Below are 18041 nucleotides of genomic sequence, written 5' to 3' on the forward strand. Positions count from 1 at the left end.
AAACCGCACCTTGGCCAACGATACAGAGACGAGATCTAGACGCGACAAAGACGCGAATACCAATAAAAAAGCCCGGGCTGCTGGTCGCAGTCCGGGCTTTCGCGATTCAATTTCTTTGCGGCCTTGTTAGCCAGCGATTCGTAAGTTGGGCTTCGCTGCGACGCAAAGGATATCCTTCAAACGATCGAACTCGTCCGCATCCGTAAAGTGGATCGTGATCTTGCCGCGACTGCGGGCCGACGATTTGATCTCCACTTTTGTACCGAAGATCATCCGCATCTCTTGCTGCATCGCTTCGATTTGCGGTGACACCGGACGACGCTTTTGACGCGACGCGTTGACGACCTTCTTGCCGGTATCTTCGTCTTCTTCTTTCTTGAGAAGTTCAGCGATGTGCGTCTCCGTCGCCCGTACGCTCCAGCGATCGTCCATGATCTTGCGAGCGATGTTGACTTGGATTTCTTCGTCACCGACAGGCAAGAGGGCTCGTGCGTGGCCTGCGCTGATTTCGCCGGCGGTCAGCCAATCGAGGATCTGTTGAGGCAGCTCGAGCAGTCGCATCAGGTTGGCGATCGTACTGCGATCGATACTCAAACGACGAGCCAGGTCGTCTTGTTTGCACTTGTGTTCGGTGATGTAGCGTTTGAACGACATCGCTTTTTCGATCGGATTCAAATCCTTGCGTTGCAAGTTTTCGATGATCGCCAATTCGGCAACCAAGCGATCGTCGGCTTCGCGAACTTCCGCGCGGATCTTGGTCAGACCGGCGTGGATGGTCGCCCGCAGTCGGCGTTCGCCGCTGATCAGTTGGTACTTGCCGTCAACGATGCGAACCAGGATCGGTTGCAATTGTTGGTGGCTCTTGATCGACTCGGCAAGCGACGCGATTTCGTCGGTATTGAATTCGCGGCGAGGTTGGAACGGATTGTTCTCAACCTCGTTGACGTTCAATTCGATCGACTCGATCCCGTGGGACGCGCCGGATGAGGCGCCTGCACCGTCGCTGCCGCGAGGTGCATCGTCATCCATCGAATCACCAAGAAGAGCGGCAAGTCCTTTGCCTAGTCTCCGGTCTTTATTGGTCGTTGCACTAGTCACGTTGGAGCACCTCCATGCACAGCTGGGTATAAGCGAACGCGCCACGCGATCGCGGGGCGTATTGGAACACGGTCTTGCCGTGACTCGGTGCTTCGCATAGCGAAACGTCCCGAGGCACGACGTTATCAAAAACAATGTCTCCGAAGAAATCCCGAACTTCTTCGTCAACTTCGTGAGTGAGTTCTAAATGCGGGTCGTACATCGTCAGCAGGATGCCACCGAGCGTGAGTCGCCCGTCGGTGGAGACCATCACCTTCTTGATGGTCTGGATCAACTGCACGACGCCTTCCATCGCAAAGTACTCGCACTGGATCGGCATCAACACTTCCGTGGATGCGTTCAGGGCGGTTTGAGTCAAAGCACCGACGCTGGGCGGGCAATCGATCAGCACGAAGTCATAGTCGCTGATCGCGGCGTCGAAGTGGCGGCGAACGAGAAGCGATTGCTTGTCGTCGCTGTTGGCCATCTTGTCGACGTCGTGGAAGGTCCGGCTGCCGGGCACGAGCGAAAGGTTGTTTTGGCGTGTATCGAGTATGTGGGTCGCCAGGTCATCGTCGCTGACCAATGCGTGTCCGTCGGAAGGTGAAATGCCCAGGGACGACGTCGCATTGCACTGGGGGTCCATATCGACCAGCAGCGTCCGCTGGCCGGCAAGAGCCAGCGCGGCAGAAAGATTGACGGCAGTGGTGGTTTTGCCCACGCCTCCTTTCTGATTGACCACGCAAAGTATCCTTCCCACCAGGGATGTTCTCGTTCTTGAGAATCTGACAATTGGCGAGATCCGAACCGGACTCGCTCGACAGGTGGCAAAGTAGGGAAAAGGTTCCCCATGAAACAAGACTGGTTTCACAAGAAACTACTCTTGACAGAGATGGGCGGTTCTGTGGTCGGGAAGTGTTAGGCCACCCTACGTGGCCCTGCGACGGCGTCGCGGGTCCACGCGGGGTGGCTGGTTAAACGCCGACGATTTCGGGCAAGTCCATGGCATATTGGCCGGAACGCAGATTCGGTTTTGCTGGATTCGAAGCGATGTAGTTTCGTTATTTTCGGAAATGCTGCTCGTCGCGAACGAGACGATCGAAGCTGTCGGCTTGAAACAAGTGGCCCAAGCGCCCTAGAAGCGAATGGACCTGAACCGCCTGATCGTGCTTCCACCGACAGCATTGATCGAGCATTGTTCGGTCCGGGCTGATGCGGACCAAAAGATGAGCATCATTTGGCATCACGACGAATCCGCCTAGGATGTCGTGGTCCCCGTCGAAGTGCCGCAGGTTGTCTGCCACCACGTCGGCAAGCTCCGGCCCGTCACGCGAAAATCAGCGTCCGGATCAAAGAACGAGAAGTCCGATATCCACAACATTTCGGGTCACCCGGCTTGGCCCGATTTTAGACTGCTTTGCAGTCTACGTCCCGCGAGCGGAGTCGCGGGTCCACTTGGGGTTGCCCGCTAGGCCAGTGGGTTGAAGGTTAGACCGCTTAGCAGCTTGGGGTAGAAGTACGTGCTCTTGGCCGGCATTCGTTCTTTGTGCAGGCTGATCTTTTCGACGTGCTCTAACTTCGCGGGCATCACGAGCGCCGCCAGCGTGTAGGGCTCGTCGGAGTCACTCTCGGCTTGACTGCCCTGCCCTTTCAATCCATCAATCACTTCCGCGACGTCGTGCACGTAGGTCGGCTTGGGATGCCCCTTCGCGAACAGCAAATCGTCGATCACCAAACGATGCAGCAGGCTGACCCCAAGCCCTTGCCAATCCTGGCTCTGGCTGGCAGCGATCTCGGCCATTTTCGCCGCAGCCTTTTCCGTGGCCTTGCACAGCAACCACGTGTCGTCCTTGACCGCGTACAAGCCGATCCATCCCTGCTCGTCCGCTTCGTCCATCAATCCCCAAACCGTGCCCGCCACATCGATACCGCCCATCACGACTTCACAATCGAAGTAGCCCGCCAGTGCCGCGGTGATCTCGGCGGACGAGAACCGCTTGGTACCACGCAGCAGCCGGTGCGTCGGCAGAACAATCATGCCCGGGTCACTCATCCCCACCAGCATCGTCATGACGAAATTCGCGGGGAGATCCTGGGGCATCGAACCACCCTGCTCTGCCGCCACTTGATCCTTGTAGTTACAGCTCGTCTCGTATCGATGGTGCCCGTCGGCGACGAACATCGGCCGATCAGCCATCAGCGCGTCGACCTTGGCAATCACCGCCTCGTCGGAAACCGGCCAAAGCGTGTGCCGCACGCCCAAGTGATCGGTGGCTTCGATGGGCGTGACGCCTGCGGTCGCGGCGTCCAGCAGGTTGATCACTTCGTTGTCGGCGTCGGGATAGAGCCCGAAAATCTGACTGTTGTTTTGCTTGGTCGCCGTCGTCAGCTTCAGCCGATCAACCTTCGCTTTGGGGTGCGTTTCTTCGTGAGGGTAGATGTTGCCTTCGCCGAAGGGAGTCGTCCGAACGCGGCCCTGAAAGCCTCGACGCGTGACCGCGACTCCGTCGACTTCGAACGTCTGATGATAGACGTAGTAGGCAGGCTTTTCTTCACGGATCAGCACCCCTTCGCTCTTCCACTGAGCGACGAATTTCGCCGCCCGAGCATACTTCTCGTCACCCGTGGTATCGCCCGGTTCGGTGCGATTGAGGATGATGCGAATGACGTTCGCGGGATGCTTCTTGTAGAGCGCGTCCTGCAGCGCCGGGTCGATAACGTCGTACGGTGGGGCGATGACGTCGGAGAGGGCGCCGACGTGATCGAGGTTGTAACGGAGAGCGGCAAAGGGCGAAATTTGAGGCATTTTTGCGAAGCCGGGTATTTTTTGCTGAAGTGACCGTGAAACCGCCACGGTAACAAATTGGAACAGCCCGATGTAACACGCTTCGGGCAACCCGATGTGGACCCGCGACGCCGTCGCAGGGCGTAACCTGTTCCTAACAGCCTGTTGAAACAGGCTGCTAACCCTCTGCTGCTTTGCAGCCGACGGCCCGCGATGGCGTCGCGGGTCCACGTGGGTGGCCCGCTTGGCTACGAAAAAACCCGAGCATTGTTTCCAACGCCCGGGTTTTCGTTTATTCGCGATTCACTTTCGGCCTAGTACCGATAGTGGTCTGGCTTGTACGGGCCTTCGACTGGCACGCCCAGGTAATCGGCTTGCTCTTGTGTCAGCTTGGTCAGCTTCACGCCAACAGCCGACAAGTGCAAACGCGCGACTTCTTCGTCCAAAGCCTTCGGCATCAGGTAGACCTGAACCTTGTACTTGTCGTTGTCGCGGTTTTCCCACAATTCCAATTGAGCCAACACCTGGTTGGTGAAGCTGGTGCTCATCACAAAGCTGGGGTGACCCGTTGCACAACCCAAGTTCACCAAGCGGCCCTTGGCCAACACGATGATACTGCGTCCGGTGTCATTGAACGTGTAACGGTCGACCGCACCGACGTCCGAAGGCTTGATTTCGCTGACGCTTGCTTTGCCAGCGCCAACTTGCTTGTCGATCCAGGCGATGTCGATCTCGGTATCAAAGTGACCGATGTTGCAAAGGATCGCATCGTTGGGCATTTGCGAAATGTGGTTGCCCAGGATGATGTCCTTGTTGCCCGTCGTGGTGACGAACAAACGACCTTCTTTGCAAGCTTCGTCCATCGTCGTGACTTCGAAACCTTCCATCGCCGCTTGCAGTGCGTTGATGGGGTCGATTTCAGTAACGATCACTCGGCAACCGTAGCTCTTCAGGCTGTGCGCACAACCCTTGCCCACGTCGCCGTAACCGCAAACGACGGCAACCTTGCCGGCCAACATTACGTCGGTCGCTCGCTTGACACCGTCCGCCAACGATTCGCGGCAACCGTACAAGTTGTCGAACTTCGACTTCGTCGCCGAGTCGTTGATGTTGATCGCCGGCACTTGCAGACGTTTTGTCTTATTTAGAACTTCCAGGCGGTGGACGCCCGCCGTGGTTTCTTCGCTGATGCCGGCGATGTCGGTCAACAGTTCGGGGAACTTGTCGTGAACCATGGCGGTCAAGTCACCGCCGTCGTCCAGGATCATGTTCAGCTTCTTACCGTCGGCGAAATCAAGCGTTTGCTCGATGCACCAATCGAACTCTTCGTTCGACATGCCCTTCCAAGCAAAGACGGGGATACCGGCGGCGGCGATCGCGGCAGCGGCATGATCTTGGGTGCTGAAAATGTTGCACGACGACCAGGTGACTTCGGCACCCAGTTCAACCAGCGTCTCGATCAAGACGGCGGTTTGGATGGTCATGTGCAAACAACCGGCGATGCGGGCACCGCTCAGTGGTTTGGTCTTGCCGTACTTCTTACGAAGAGCCATCAGGCCGGGCATTTCGTTTTCAGCGAGTTCGATTTCTTTGCGGCCGAATTCGGCCAGCGAGATGTCTTTGACCTTGTACGGTAGTCGGTCCGTTTCGACTTGTGACACGTGTGTCTCTCAATCTGTGGGGTACGAAAATGGGGAACGTCAAACCTGGTCTCTTTGACGTGACGGACCGAACACAGGGACTCCCGCTGATTCGCACTTCGTTTTCCAGGCCACCTCATGATAGCGGACGATCAAGGTTTTTACAGTGCTTTGTCGCTCACTTCCCGTGGGTAGATCCCGGCCAAGCCCGCATAACGCGGGAAAAACGGCGAATCAGATCCGTTGACTTCGTCCCTTTGGGAGATTCGACGCCGCTGGCCGTATCGACACTCTGTGCGGAACTGGCACGAATTGCTTCCGACACATTGTCGGGCGTTAAACCACCCGCCAGCGTCCAGGAGGCCGACGGGCTTCGCGCCGCCCAAGAAGCGATCGACGGCCAATCGAGCGTCTTGCCGCTGCCTCCATGAGCGGCGCCGGCGTCGGCGTCAAACAGCACGTGATAGCCAGCATCGATCCACGGTCGACAGGCAGCATCGATTTGGGTTACCGACAACGTCCCGGTGGGCAATTTGATCGCACGCAGCTTGCGACCCGAAACTCCGGCCGCGGACTCGATCGTCTCGTCACCATGCAACTGGACCGCGTCCAACCCGACGTTGGCGACGACTTCCGCGATCTTCAAAGGCGTTTCATTCACAAACACACCGATCCGAATCAGCCCCAACGATCGTGCGAGTTCCGACAACTCGCGCGTCGCCGCTTCGGCCGGATCGACGTAGCGAATGCTGGGCGGAAAGAAGTTCAATCCGATCGCATCAGCACCCGACTGACCGACGGCTTCGACGTCTGACTTCAGCCGAACGCCACAGATTTTGACTCGAAACACGATTGCGGTCCTCGCGACCTGAAAAATTAGACTATTCCGAACCACCCGGGCATTCCGATATCTAGGCGTACAGGTAGATAACGTCACAGGAAAACCGAAGATGGCCAAAAAGACTTCTTGGATGCCGCGACTCGACATCGCGTTCGTATTCACGACCGCATTCGTAATCGTGCTAGCAAACTTGCCAGCGCCGATTCCGCACCAAGTCGTCGAGGTCGAATCGCTCACCGATTCGGCACTGCCTCAACAGTACTCTCTTGCCGTCAACGACCCAAGGCTGCGGAAACTTTCCCGACACATCGAAAGGTACGGCAAAACCAAGCCGAACCAGGCCGTGGGCAAAGCAAAATGGATGGCCGAAACAGCCGCCATCTACGCCGAACGGACCCAAGAAGATGTTGCCAAAGTGGCTGCCGCTTCGAAACGCACCACACCGATCATGATGGTTTCCTATGTGCCGTCCGGCGACGTGAAGCCCACGAAGACCGACTTGGTTCAATACTGGTCCGGGTTTAGCCAGAAAAGTGAGCAATCGATCGAGTCGATCCAACATAACTGGCAAGCTCGCATCGACTCGCTCGGCCCGCCCCCAGTGGCGTTGACGCGAACCGTTCCCGGCGTCGTATCGGGCGCGACGCTTTACGTAGCCTCGATTCTGGCATTGTTTGCGACCGTTGTGATGACGGTTTGGCGATCGTCGTACCCGACGCGGCGCCTCAACCATCCCGTGGGCTTGTCGGCTGGCGACGAAGAACCGCAATCCCATTCGGATCTCGCCATCGTTTTGCCCGCCGACTCGGTACGGCTGCATCAGCCGATGATGGTGCACTTGCGCCGCCTGACCTACGTCGCGATGCTGGCCTTGGCGATCACCAGCTTGGTCTAAAAACCGTGGGATAGGCTTCCAGCCTGTCAAGCCGTCGGCGAAGGATCCGCCAAGCGCGAAGCTGTTCCCGTCTCAGTGATGAAGCAGACGCTTGCCGTCGGCTTGCGTGATTCGGCCAAAGATGTCTCGCAGGATGACTTGTTCCAGCGATGCGTCGCGGCCCAGCGGGATCCAGCCCAACGTTTGCGGGCTGTCGTCGTAGCCGTCTTCTCGACGTACAACGGTTCCATCGTGGCGAACCGCGGCCGTGGATTCGGTTGAGTATTGGCTGCGATCGGTGTCTTCCAAGTCCTTTTGGACGATGACTTCGATCGTGTAGGCGGCCCCGCGAGGACGAACGGTCACGGTGGCCCGACGACGGATCGATTGCAACGTACTTTGCAACCGTTCAAAGCCCGCCGTGCTGTCTTTTCGCCACGGTTCCAAAAGCGAAGCTCCGATCCGGTACGACGTTTCCAGGCTGCCATCCAGGATGATGCCGTCGGAGTTTTGGACGGGCTGCTCACGGACGATGCGAAAATAGTCGTCGACCGAGTCAATGACCTGTGACCAAACGAATGCGTCGTTCGCCGGCGGCAACTCTAACGGGTTGGGCACAAACGTGTCAGGAACATCGTTCTGCAACCGATACGCAAGCTGCCCACACCCTCCGGTGCAAGCGATCGTCATCAACGACAACATCATCGTGCGTCGCGAGATCGAACGGCGGAACTGATTTGGCAACATGCGAATGGGTGTAGATCCAGGCTTACTGGAGGCGGGCGACTCTGATGGGCAGCGGCTGGGCTCCCGGAACATCGTCAGGAAAAATCGACCAGATAGCGATCCGGTGTTGCATCGATTCGAGAACATCCCGCTGTGACTTGCTGATCTTTTCCTCGCGAATTTTCCCGCGAATTTCGTCCTGTACTTCGCTAAGCGTCACCACACCGGCTTCTTCGCGATCCAGCACTCGAATGATGTGATAGCCATCGTCGTCCTCGATCACTTCGCTCATCGCGTTCGTCGGGATCGAGAAAATTTGGTCCTCCAGCTTCGTCGATGCCAACGAACCTTTGGTCGTCCAATCGTGCAGTCCGCCTTGGCTAGCGAACGGTTCTTGGCTCTTTTCGCGAGCCACGGCTTGCAAGTTGCCGCCAAAGTACGCTTCGCGGCCCATTTCCCAAATCGCTTGTTTGGCTTCTTCGCGGCTGGGATAGCGGTCGAACATCACCGACATTTGTTCCCACCGCGCACGCGTCGGCTTGTAGAACGCTTCTCGGTTGGTTTGGTAGTACTCGTTGATTTCGGCGATAGAGACCTTCGGTTCTCGATCGACTTTGCTGCGAATGTAGAGGTGCCCGAGCATCTGGTCGACGAACTCGCGTTGCCGCGACGCCAACGACGTGCCCTTCTCGCGAAGCAGACGGTCCAGTTCGGCGCGGTCTTCGGTTTTGTACTGTTTGGCGAGTTCGGGATACTCAGACTCGAAGAACATCATCCGGGCTTTGGAGGTCAGCGTCGCATCGGCTTCCGCTCGCTTGTCCGCCGCCTGAGTACCGACTTGGTCGATCAAGAAGGCTTCTCGCATCATTTTGTTTTGGATCGCCGACGCCAACAGCGGTCGCATCATGTTCACTTTCGCAGCCTTCACGTACTCTTCGGGGATCTCTTGCCCCGTCTTTTCGCTCACTTCCGCGATCTTTGCGTCGATCCGAGGCATCAAATCGCCAAGCAAGATCGGCGTCTGTCCCACAACCGCAATGATGGCCGCAGGGTCTTCGGGCAATTCCATGTTGGCGCCACCACCGGCACCCGGTGCTTGCGCACCAGTACCCTGGGCCGACACCGTGGATGCGACGGAAACGAATAGAACGAGCAAGAATTGACGCGGCGACATTCCGTATCCTGCGATAAGGCGACGGGTAAACAACGAGATTGAACTGGCTTTTAGGCCGACAACTGACTCAAAGGCAATAGAGAATTCAATGAAACGGCTAAGTCGTTCGGGTAACCCAACGTGGCCCTGCGACGGCGCCGCGGGTCCACGCGGGGTCTCAGCTTTCGGGGTTGCCCGTTTTCAAGCTTTGCTTGACTTGGCTAGCGTTTTTTTCCTACCACCCGCGTATGGTCCGTTCGCGAATTCTCGTTGCTGCCGTTCTTCTGTTCACATCCGGTTGTCGGATGGGAGCCCAGGTCGTCGTTTGGCAGCCACCGCAGATGGAATCCGCCGTTGGAAAGCGAATCGCTGTTCCACCCATCGTTGGCCCGAACGAGATCACCGAACCGATTCGCGAGAAAATGCTGACACTAGCTCCGCGCGATGCCGGCCGCCAACTGGTTGCGGTCGCACCCGAAACGTTGAACGCATCCGAAAGCATCCGTTTGGTTTCCGGAACTGATGACGTCAACGATATCGCTCTGGCCTCCGTCGCTGAACAAGCAGACATCGACTACGTCATGAGGGGACGGATTCTGACGGCGCAAACGGGACAACAAGCGGGCGAGAGCCGAGCGTTTGACCCCAATGTGCCACTCGCCGTTTCATGGCGGCTGACGTCGGCAAGCGATCATCGCCTTGTCGGTGGCGCGCCGGTTGTCGTGGATTTGAAGTCCGCGATCGAAACGTACCCAGACTTGGCATTGGTCGCTGACCCGAACGAAGCGTTGGCGACGGCGGCAGTGCGCGAAGCCTATCGGCTGATCGCTCCATCGTTCACGCTTCAAGACGTCGAACTTGCGGCCCCCTACGCCCTGCCGGGAAGCAAGGCGATTCGTCGCGGCAATGCGCTGGCAAAGTCGGGACGCTGGGGCGATGCCCAGGCGATCTGGGAAACCACGCTCGAGAAACACCCGACACAAACGGCCGCGATCCACAACTTGGCCATCGCCGCAGCGGCCGGGCAGGACTTTTCCAAAGCCAAGGCACTGATCCGGCGCGCGATTCGGCGCCAGCCAACAGGTTTGTCCAAGCGATCGATGGCGTGGATCGAAACGATGCAGCGGCAATACCACAAGGCATTCGATCTGCCCGACCCGCCCGAAGGTTGGTTCATCACCAACGAAGACGGATCGTAAAAGGCCGCGTTACTTGGCGACCATGAAGAAGTAGATCAAGCCCGAAATCGCTGCCACCAACATAGCGACACCGCCCAAGACAGCCATAAAGATCAAGACTCGCAAAGGCGCCGCACCGTCGCCACCACGGTTGATGGAAAGCTCGGGCGTGAACTCGGCCGCCGATGTGACTTCTTGTGCCGGCCCTAACCAAACCGGCGGTTCGGCGATCAGATGATTGGCATGAGCGGCGATGGAGTTCGCAGCCGGCGGCGCCAACAAACCTTCGCTGCGAGCATCGGCCATCGAACGCCACGATGCATTCAATCCCGGACGCAGCTGGTCTTTGTCAAACAACCGCCCCTCGTTGTACCAGCCGACGATGGTGACTTGGTCATAGGGTCCGGCGACGTTACTGCCCCGGGCGACATACCAAGGCTCGCGAGAAAACCGGCGCATTTCGATTTCGGGTTCGACAACAGACGTCGTCGCGCCAGCGATCTCGTGCGCGTCAAAGACCTGTCGCTGGCGTACCAAGTTCGCTTGACCGATTCTGGGAAACAACGAATCCACATCACCCGCCGAAAACCACACCAGCCCGTCTTCGGATAGTTCGTCGTGCCGCGCCAGCACAAAGTCGCGGACCATTTGCCCCAATCGATGTCCAGCGACGGCTGGTCGTTCGACGCCCCGTGACCGAATTCGGTACATCGTGTCGTCATCAATTTGGAAACTCATCGCGTCTCGACTCCCGATTCCACCGCCAACCAAGCCGGTCGACCGACGCGAAACGCTGCGTCAGGAATGCTGTCGTTCAGAATCACCGTCCCCTCGCGGACCGAACCAATCGTCACCATTTCGCTCTCACTCGCATCTTCGGTGCGTGCACTTGTAGCGCGAGGCATTCGGACAAGCAGTTTCCCCGAGCGTCCTGATGAAGTGATTCGATCGGGCGATCGCACGATCCAACGTCCCGACGCTTGGTCGATCCATCCGTAGGGAACATAGTTGATCGAGAAATCGAGCGAGGACTGCATCGCAGAGACCGTCGACGATGGGTTCGTCAAAGGCAACTGGGCGAGTTTTTCCAATGACGTGGCCGCGAAATCGCGAGTGGTGGTAGCTTCGGAATCCGCCGGAGCGATCCAATTGACTTCCCGGCTGATCGCCTCCTGTTCAATGATCTGCAAGTGATCGGCGAAAATCGTCGCCAGTCGCCAACTACCTTTTGCGCCAATTTGCAACAATCCAGTCGCCAAGTAATACCGCACGATCGGATCAACCGACGTCGCTGCCATCACATCGCGATAGGCATTGCCGAAAACCGAATCCCAGCGATCCGGATTGTCGGGCAGCGTTTCCAATTGTCCGGTGATCGCGTGTGCGATCGGGACGTGAGGCGCCCACATCGGTTTTTCGCCCGTCAGATAGGCTTCGCGATTGCTTGCGAAATCGGACGGCAACGCAATCTTCGACGCAGACACCGAATCAGCCCGTTCTCGGGTCAACGCCAAGTCCGTCAACGCATCGATCCGCAGCAGCCCGGTGCTGCTTTCCGACACGGAATCTGCCGCGGTCCCATTGGCGGCGACCTTGAAGTAATACCAGACCGCGTACTGATCCGATTGAGCCTTCAAGCGGATGGCCCCGATATTATTCATCTTGGCGGACTTGAGCTGTGCCAACAAAATGTCCAGCGTCCGTCGGTTGCGCGCTACCATCGGCGTCGCCACTTCGGCGGCGGCCAAGAATTTTTGCGCCGCCGGCAGATCCGACAAACCTGCGTTCTTGATCGCGTATGCGGCCTTTTTGACTTCCGCAGCCGATTCGACGTTGGCATCCAACAATTGACCGAGCTTCCATTGGCTGGCGATTCGATTCCATTGATCCAATCCCTCCCACAGCGACCGTTCTTCGTCGACAACCCTGGCCAGCGACAAGAACTTACCTGTCACAGCCGGGTCCATTCGGTCAGCCGCGTTGCCCAGAGCCGCCCATGCCTTCCAATCGCCGACCGAATCGGTGATTCGCTCGATCGATTTCTCGACCGTCGATCGTTGGGCGACTAAGTCACGCTGGTCGGCCACTTGGTTGCTGGTGATCGACAACTCCGACACCAATTGCGACTCACTTCGAACCCAACGATCGGAGAGGGCCGTTTGCAGTTCGATGTTCCAGTCACGCAGTTTTCGGTTCGCATTGCTGTCGGGCGCGAACGATTTCAACTCGCCAAGAATGCGTGCGTTCATGGTGCGCGCCGCGGCGATCACGGCATCCAAGCGGTTCGTTCGCGACGTCGCTAAATCTTCCACCAACTTTGCGGCCACCGATTCTTCGTCCGCCGTCTTGGCCCGATCGGCGACGTCGCCGACTTGGGTCCTCAAACGGTCGAACTCCGACACGTCATCGGACGTCGCGAACTGAGCTCGCAGGGATTCGACGTCCGACGTGAAGGCAGCCGCCCGCGTTCGCTCGACCAATTCCAACTCGTCTAACCGTTGCCTCAGCGGCGCGAACCGATCGTCCGAAACCGGCGCGTTGCGGAGGATCTGGGCCAAGTCTTTGAGGTCTCCTTTTTTCAGCGCGTCTTCCGCCGCGTCGACCTGCAACTTCACCGCCGCTTCCGCCCGCAGACTGCGATAGATCATTGCCGCAACCGTTACCGTCACCAGCATCGCTGCCGCCGCGGCGCCCGAAATCAGCATCGCCCGCGTCCGTTTCGCCTTCGCGTCCGACTTGACTTTTTCGACGTAGACCGATCGCACGTCTTCGGGGACATCCGCCCCCGTTGCCGCAATCTTTTCCATCACCTCGCGGATCTCGCCGGCTTCGGATTGGTCGGACAAGTGGTTGACCTTCGACAGCGCTTGTTCCTGGGCTGCGGCAACTTTCTGTTGTGCCAGATCGTTCTCGTGCCACTGAACCACCGACATCATCGGCCCCATCGCATCGCCGACCGAAGCGGCATCGACGTGCTTTTCGATTTCTCGAAACCGTCGCACCAGCGGCCCGATCCGCGTCGCATCGCCGCTGGCATAGGCGTCCTGCAAATGCTCGGCAATGACGACGGCTTCGGTCGTCGAATCGCGATTCTGCAGCTTTCCAATCGCACCGGTCACGGTATCGACCAACGACTTTGGGACCGGCATCACCCAGCGGGTACCCTGCAATTCCGACATCAATTGGTTCAAACATCGCAGGTCCGCCGCCCGGGTCGCCACACTGGCGCGTGCGACCAACTGCTCGATGCGGATCGCCTGGCATTCGCCCAGCGACTTGGTCCATTGCAAACTGGACGGGTCCGCAGCTGCTAACTGCGAAAGCGTTGCGATCCGTTGACGCAAGTTGGCACGGCCGATCGAGAGCGTGCGGTGACGACGCAGCAGGTGTTCGAGTTGATTCTCGGCGGTGTAGGCACCGTTAAGCAGCGATGCCAAATCGGTTCGAAGCGGCACGAAACGTGGCAATCCGAATTGACCGGTGTAATGTTCCCAGTCTCGGATGATCGCCGAATCCAAACTTGCGATCTCATCCAGAACGTGAGGTGGCCCCTCGGCGATCTCGATCGCTTCAGCCCTTCGCCCGCCCGCGATCAATTGGTGTGCCTGAGTCAAACGTTCATTGACGCGGCGAATGGCGCTGGAGGCTTGCGTGTGCGCTGCCTCGACCTCGGCGCGGGTCGGCTCGGCCGTTTGCGTCAGCAAGGCTTCCAGATGCGAGAGCAACTGCAAAGAATTTGGTCCGTTTCGCATCGCACTCACTGGCCCGCTCCCACCTGGTTTTCATTTCCAGACGCCTTACCAACGTCTGCACCTGAATCCGCCTGTGTCTGCGGATCCACTGCCCTGCCCCAAAGAATTTTCCGTTCACCGACCGTCGCGTAAAACTCGATCTCGCAACGAATCGACGCTTTCCATTTCGCGATCGCTTCCCGTCGATCGCTGGCGTTTAACAATCGCCGCTCGGTCTGCTTTTTGCCCTGCTGGCCCTTGTTGTGCTTGGAAGTATGTTCATCGATGACGTCGCGGACGTTTTGCCAGGGTTGGTCCTGTTTTCCGCACTTGAGCATCAGATTCGATTGAAAGACTAGTTTCCAATCGCCGACCGGTCCAATCGTTTCGGCAGCCACAAAGAACTCGGCCTCTTTGATCAGCGGATCGTTGACCTGTTCGATTCGTACCTTTGCACTCTTGGGCTTGACTTCGTTGCCGCGAGGCAGCGCGGCGACATCGTTCAACACGACCGGCTTCTTAAAGAATTCCGAAGAGTACGTCACCTTCATCGTCATCGGGTACTCGCGCGACAACCACACGGGCATTTCATAGTCCTTGGGCCGCGTCGGCACCGGCGGGGCGTCGTAGAGGACCGGCGCATCGACATCGAACATCAGCGTCGTTTCGGCCACGTCGTCGACGATCAGCATCGCATGGGCCAGCGTAAAAGCTCGAGCCCGGTTTTCGTTCTTCTCGATCCAAGCAAAGCGAACCTGATCTTCCTCGGTCTCGACGCTGGCCAAGATCGATGGCTCACCCGCCGTGTCTTTCCAAACGATGTCGTAGAACCCCGACGCATCGGGCGTGCTAACCGTATACTCGCTCGGGTCCGCCGACTCGGCGACTCGGATCAAATCGATGCGATTGACGTTGTCAGCCTGATGGATGGCTTGCCAATCGTGATCGAGCCCGAAAGTGGCCCGCGGCAACCGGAGCTTTTCCGACGCCGTTACCGGTTTCGGTGGAGCCTTGGGTTTCTCGGGTTCTTTCTTTGGCGGCGACTTTTTCTCGGGCGGCTTGTCAGGCTTTGGACGGTCTTTGCGTGGTTTGCGAGGCGTCTCGACCTCGACCTTTTCCACGGGCGGCGGCACGTCCGGCTGGACCGACTTTTCCTGCTCGATCTCGTAGTTGCGAACCGCTGCAACCGGCTCGGGTTCTCTCGCCGCTAAATAGATGATCAGACCGCAAAGGGGGATCATCAGCGACACTGTACCGATCATCGCCCATGTGACCATCGACGCCGAATCGTTGGTCGGCGGCGGAGGCGGAAGAGCAGTCGCAACACTCGTCGGAGAACCGAAATCGACGCCCGACGTTTGCGAGTCCATCGAAGCTTGGCGCGGCGCCGGTGCTGCGGGCTTCGGCGAACCCGAGGGAGAAGACGCCGCGCGGACCGATCGCCCGACGACGGTGCCTCGACGTGCGGCATCCACGAGCGCGTGGAACTCGTTGCCGGCGCCGGCCAGAATTTCGGCGCCGCCGCGGCGCAGGTCGATCATCACGTCGCTGCCCATCCGTTGGACCTGTTCGCACAACGGACTGTCATCCAGCACCCAACGAAGTTGGCAATCGATACTCTGCGGCATCGAGTGCGCGTAGGTTGCGAAGGTGAAGCTCCACCGATCTGCACCCGGCATCAACGCCAACATTTCGTCCGTCATCGCCAGCGCGTCCATCGCCGCGGTCCGAATGACGTACAAGGGTCGGCCCGGTGATTTCTGCAATCGCCCCAGAACCACGCCCGCCAAACCGGCGTCACCCGACGCGGCTGACCATGACGCACAGACTCGCGGCATCGACGGTGTTCGCAAACGCCCCGGCGACGACGACGCGGGTAACTTTGCGACTTTGCCCGACCAATCGCTGCGCAGCGGTCCGCCGTTGCCCAGCAGCATCATCGGTCCCTGGACCGGCAATTCATTCGGCGCCAAACACACGTGACTGGCCAATTTGTTCGATCGCCCCGAGAACTCGCCCCGCATCGGCGAAACTCGCGACAAGACGTGCCGCGAACCACGGATCGTTTGGATCCTCAGGTGCATCCAGTTGATTGTCCCCGAAGCGTTTTGGTCGTACGCCGACAACGACTCCAGCGTGTCCATCGTCTCGGTGGGCATTCCGTCCGTCATCTCGACCGTGCAAAAGCCGCTCGAGCCCGGCATCAACCCCTGCGGCGCCGACGTGTATACGAGTTCTTCCATTGGACTATGCCTTCCGTGCTGGCAACAGTTTGGGAGCCGCGTAGTGCATCGCCAGCAACAGCGGCGCGTCGGCCCATCGAGGTGCAATCGTAGACGGCCGCACCTTCAACAGATTCGACGCCGTGTCCCATTCGGGGCTGATTCCCTGGCTGCTGGTGGGCACATAGAACACCTTTTCGGCTTGACTTTCCGCCGCGTGAATCATCTCGGGACACGACGACTTCAACCACGCCCGCACGCGATCGGACACCATCTGGAAGGCGTGCAAGTCGATGCCAGGGCGGCCGTTGATGTCAACGATTCCCAAATCATCCGGCAACGGATGACCCTCCAGCGACTGTACCCAAACGTCCGCCTTGGTGACCGCGACAATCAAAGGGAACGAGATTCGGTCGACGCCCGCGACACCCCGGCGACGGCGGACTCGTTCCAAGACTTCGTCCAAGACTTCGGCCTGCGAGTAGTTTCGTCCGCTGGCGGACAACTGGGGATCGTCGGAGACTTCTTTCAATTTCGGTCGCAGCGGCGCGTGCTGGGTCGGATCGAATAAGAACAACAACGCATTGGACCGCCGCAAATGGTCGGTCGCAAAGCTGCCGGTTCGGTTGCTGCCGGGCAAAAAATGTTCGCCGGCGTTGTCATACAAACACACAACGCGTCCCATCGACGCCCGCTCGGCATAGGCCGGATGGTCCATCGCCGGCAACCAACGGAAAGTGAACGGTTTGGGAAACCAAACGTCTCGCCCGCTCAGGTGCACCGATTGGTAAAGATTGCCCTGCGGTTCGGTTTTCGGCAACGCGACGGGCGAATCCGGTTGATCGCTCCAAAACAGCAACCGCCGGTAACCCGAAAGCACCGTATTCAAGTCCACCTGAGCATCGCGAAACATCATGTCGTGTTCGGCCAACCGGTGACAGATTCGCTCGACCGCCGACGCCAAAAAATAACTCTTCCCACTGCCCGGCGCGCCGACGACGCTGATGAACGTCGGCTGCAATTCGATGATGGCACGAGGGATCTCCAAGTGGCATTGCGGGCAAGCCAATTGCGAACACGAATCACCCGCCGCATCAATCGCGTCGCCCTCGGCGGTGAAAGCCGATGCCACGAACCGCCGCATCGCTTCGGCGCCCATCACCGAATCGCCACGCAGACTGGTGTGTGCCGCGATCCAGCGGACCTCGTCGGGCGGAAACATTTTCCAACAATGCGGACAACGACACTTCGCCTGGATCGGTTGTCCGGCCGATTCGGGGGGCACGATGGTCGGTCGCGGCATGTCCCACGATTCGAATGCATCGGCCGACCGGAACGTTCCGTTTCGACCGCTGCGAACGACGACGCTGGACAGCGAGTTCGATGCAGCCAGTCGCCGCATTTTCTCGGTCGTAAACGGGCCACCCTTCTCGTCGCCATTCACGCTTTGGACGTACCAACCGTTTTGAATCAAATTCAAGAATTGGCGCCGCACGTCATCGGATGACGTCCAAGGACCGCTTTGCGACGTTGCAACGCGAGCTCCGTTGCCCCAGCGGCTGACAATCAAACCCTCTCGCAATTCGAACTCGGTCATCGGCCCAATCAGCAGATCGTTCGAATCGGTTACGAACCACGGTGTCGCCGTGATGGTGGAATCGGTCACAGGTTCATCAAGAAAAGGCGGGGGGATACTGGATGCCTATTGCGGGAGTCCCCTACGGTACTCCGACGCGATGTCCACCGCAACGCTGGCGAACGGCTACTGTATCGATACCCAGCCTAATCCAAATTCTGACAGAACCGCCTTGAAC

The 18041-nt window shown here is 58.5% G+C and carries 13 protein-coding genes; 2 read left to right on the forward strand and 11 right to left on the reverse strand.

All coding sequences use genetic code 11. The features are described from left to right. Positions 1-126 precede the first annotated feature (126 nt). The 5 genes from Poly51_RS01545 to Poly51_RS01565 form a co-directional block, all read right to left on the reverse strand. Complete coding sequence (locus tag Poly51_RS01545; RefSeq protein ID WP_390621732.1) at positions 127-1098, reverse strand: ParB/RepB/Spo0J family partition protein; 972 nt, start codon at positions 1096-1098, stop codon at positions 127-129. Then, entirely contained in the window at positions 1091-1837 is a 747-nt protein-coding gene (locus Poly51_RS01550) for a ParA family protein (protein WP_146453589.1), read from the reverse strand. Before Poly51_RS01550 ends, Poly51_RS01545 begins: the two co-directional genes overlap by 8 nt. A gap of 708 nt (positions 1838-2545) precedes the next feature. Next, the gene (locus Poly51_RS01555; protein WP_146453590.1) at positions 2546-3883 is read right to left on the reverse strand and encodes a DUF1015 domain-containing protein; all 1338 of its coding nucleotides are present in this window, start codon (positions 3881-3883) and stop codon (positions 2546-2548) included. Between the two features lie 293 nt (positions 3884-4176). Next, entirely contained in the window at positions 4177-5523 is a 1347-nt protein-coding gene (ahcY, locus tag Poly51_RS01560) for an adenosylhomocysteinase (RefSeq protein WP_146453591.1), read from the reverse strand. Between the two features lie 157 nt (positions 5524-5680). Next, positions 5681-6352 carry a phosphoribosylanthranilate isomerase gene (locus Poly51_RS01565; RefSeq protein WP_246114200.1) on the reverse strand — a complete coding sequence of 224 codons (672 nt, stop codon included), beginning with the start codon at positions 6350-6352 and terminating at the stop codon, positions 5681-5683. 100 nt (positions 6353-6452) lie between these two features. On the opposite strand from Poly51_RS01565, the gene Poly51_RS01570 reads away from it, so the two are divergent. Beyond that, positions 6453-7238, forward strand: coding sequence for a hypothetical protein (locus Poly51_RS01570; RefSeq protein ID WP_146453593.1), 786 nt, complete (start codon positions 6453-6455; stop codon positions 7236-7238). Positions 7239-7310: 72 nt separating this feature from the next. Here the strand turns inward: Poly51_RS01570 and Poly51_RS01575 are convergent, their stop codons facing one another. Both Poly51_RS01575 and Poly51_RS01580 read right to left on the reverse strand, forming a co-directional pair. After that, positions 7311-7964 carry a hypothetical protein gene (locus Poly51_RS01575; RefSeq protein ID WP_315853650.1) on the reverse strand — a complete coding sequence of 218 codons (654 nt, stop codon included), beginning with the start codon at positions 7962-7964 and terminating at the stop codon, positions 7311-7313. 22 nt (positions 7965-7986) lie between these two features. Further along, complete coding sequence (locus tag Poly51_RS01580) at positions 7987-9117, reverse strand: peptidylprolyl isomerase (RefSeq protein ID WP_186775274.1); 1131 nt, start codon at positions 9115-9117, stop codon at positions 7987-7989. A gap of 227 nt (positions 9118-9344) precedes the next feature. Here Poly51_RS01580 and Poly51_RS01585 point away from each other — a divergent pair, with 227 nt between their 5' ends. Then, positions 9345-10295 carry a hypothetical protein gene (locus Poly51_RS01585; protein ID WP_222435767.1) on the forward strand — a complete coding sequence of 317 codons (951 nt, stop codon included), beginning with the start codon at positions 9345-9347 and terminating at the stop codon, positions 10293-10295. A gap of 9 nt (positions 10296-10304) precedes the next feature. Here Poly51_RS01585 and Poly51_RS01590 read toward each other — a convergent pair whose 3' ends face one another. Genes Poly51_RS01590 through Poly51_RS01605 form a run of 4 tightly spaced genes read right to left on the reverse strand, consistent with a single transcriptional unit; the run spans position 10305 to position 17893 of the window. Then, positions 10305-11012, reverse strand: coding sequence for a hypothetical protein (locus tag Poly51_RS01590; protein ID WP_146453595.1), 708 nt, complete (start codon positions 11010-11012; stop codon positions 10305-10307). Continuing rightward, positions 11009-14026, reverse strand: a complete 3018-nt coding sequence (locus Poly51_RS01595; RefSeq protein WP_222435768.1) for a hypothetical protein — start codon at positions 14024-14026, stop codon at positions 11009-11011. Before Poly51_RS01595 ends, Poly51_RS01590 begins: the two co-directional genes overlap by 4 nt. A 5-nt stretch (positions 14027-14031) precedes the next feature. Then, positions 14032-16248 (reverse strand): GAP1-N2 domain-containing protein, encoded by a 2217-nt coding sequence (locus tag Poly51_RS01600; RefSeq protein WP_146453597.1) that lies wholly within the window; start codon positions 16246-16248, stop codon positions 14032-14034. Positions 16249-16252: 4 nt separating this feature from the next. Next, positions 16253-17893: a hypothetical protein gene (locus tag Poly51_RS01605; RefSeq protein ID WP_146453598.1), complete on the reverse strand. Its 1641-nt coding sequence runs from the start codon at positions 17891-17893 to the stop codon at positions 16253-16255. Between the last annotated feature and the right edge of the window lie 148 nt (positions 17894-18041).

The sequence above is a fragment of the Rubripirellula tenax genome, from assembly GCF_007860125.1.
GTDB classification, from domain to species: Bacteria; Planctomycetota; Planctomycetia; order Pirellulales; family Pirellulaceae; genus Rubripirellula; species Rubripirellula tenax.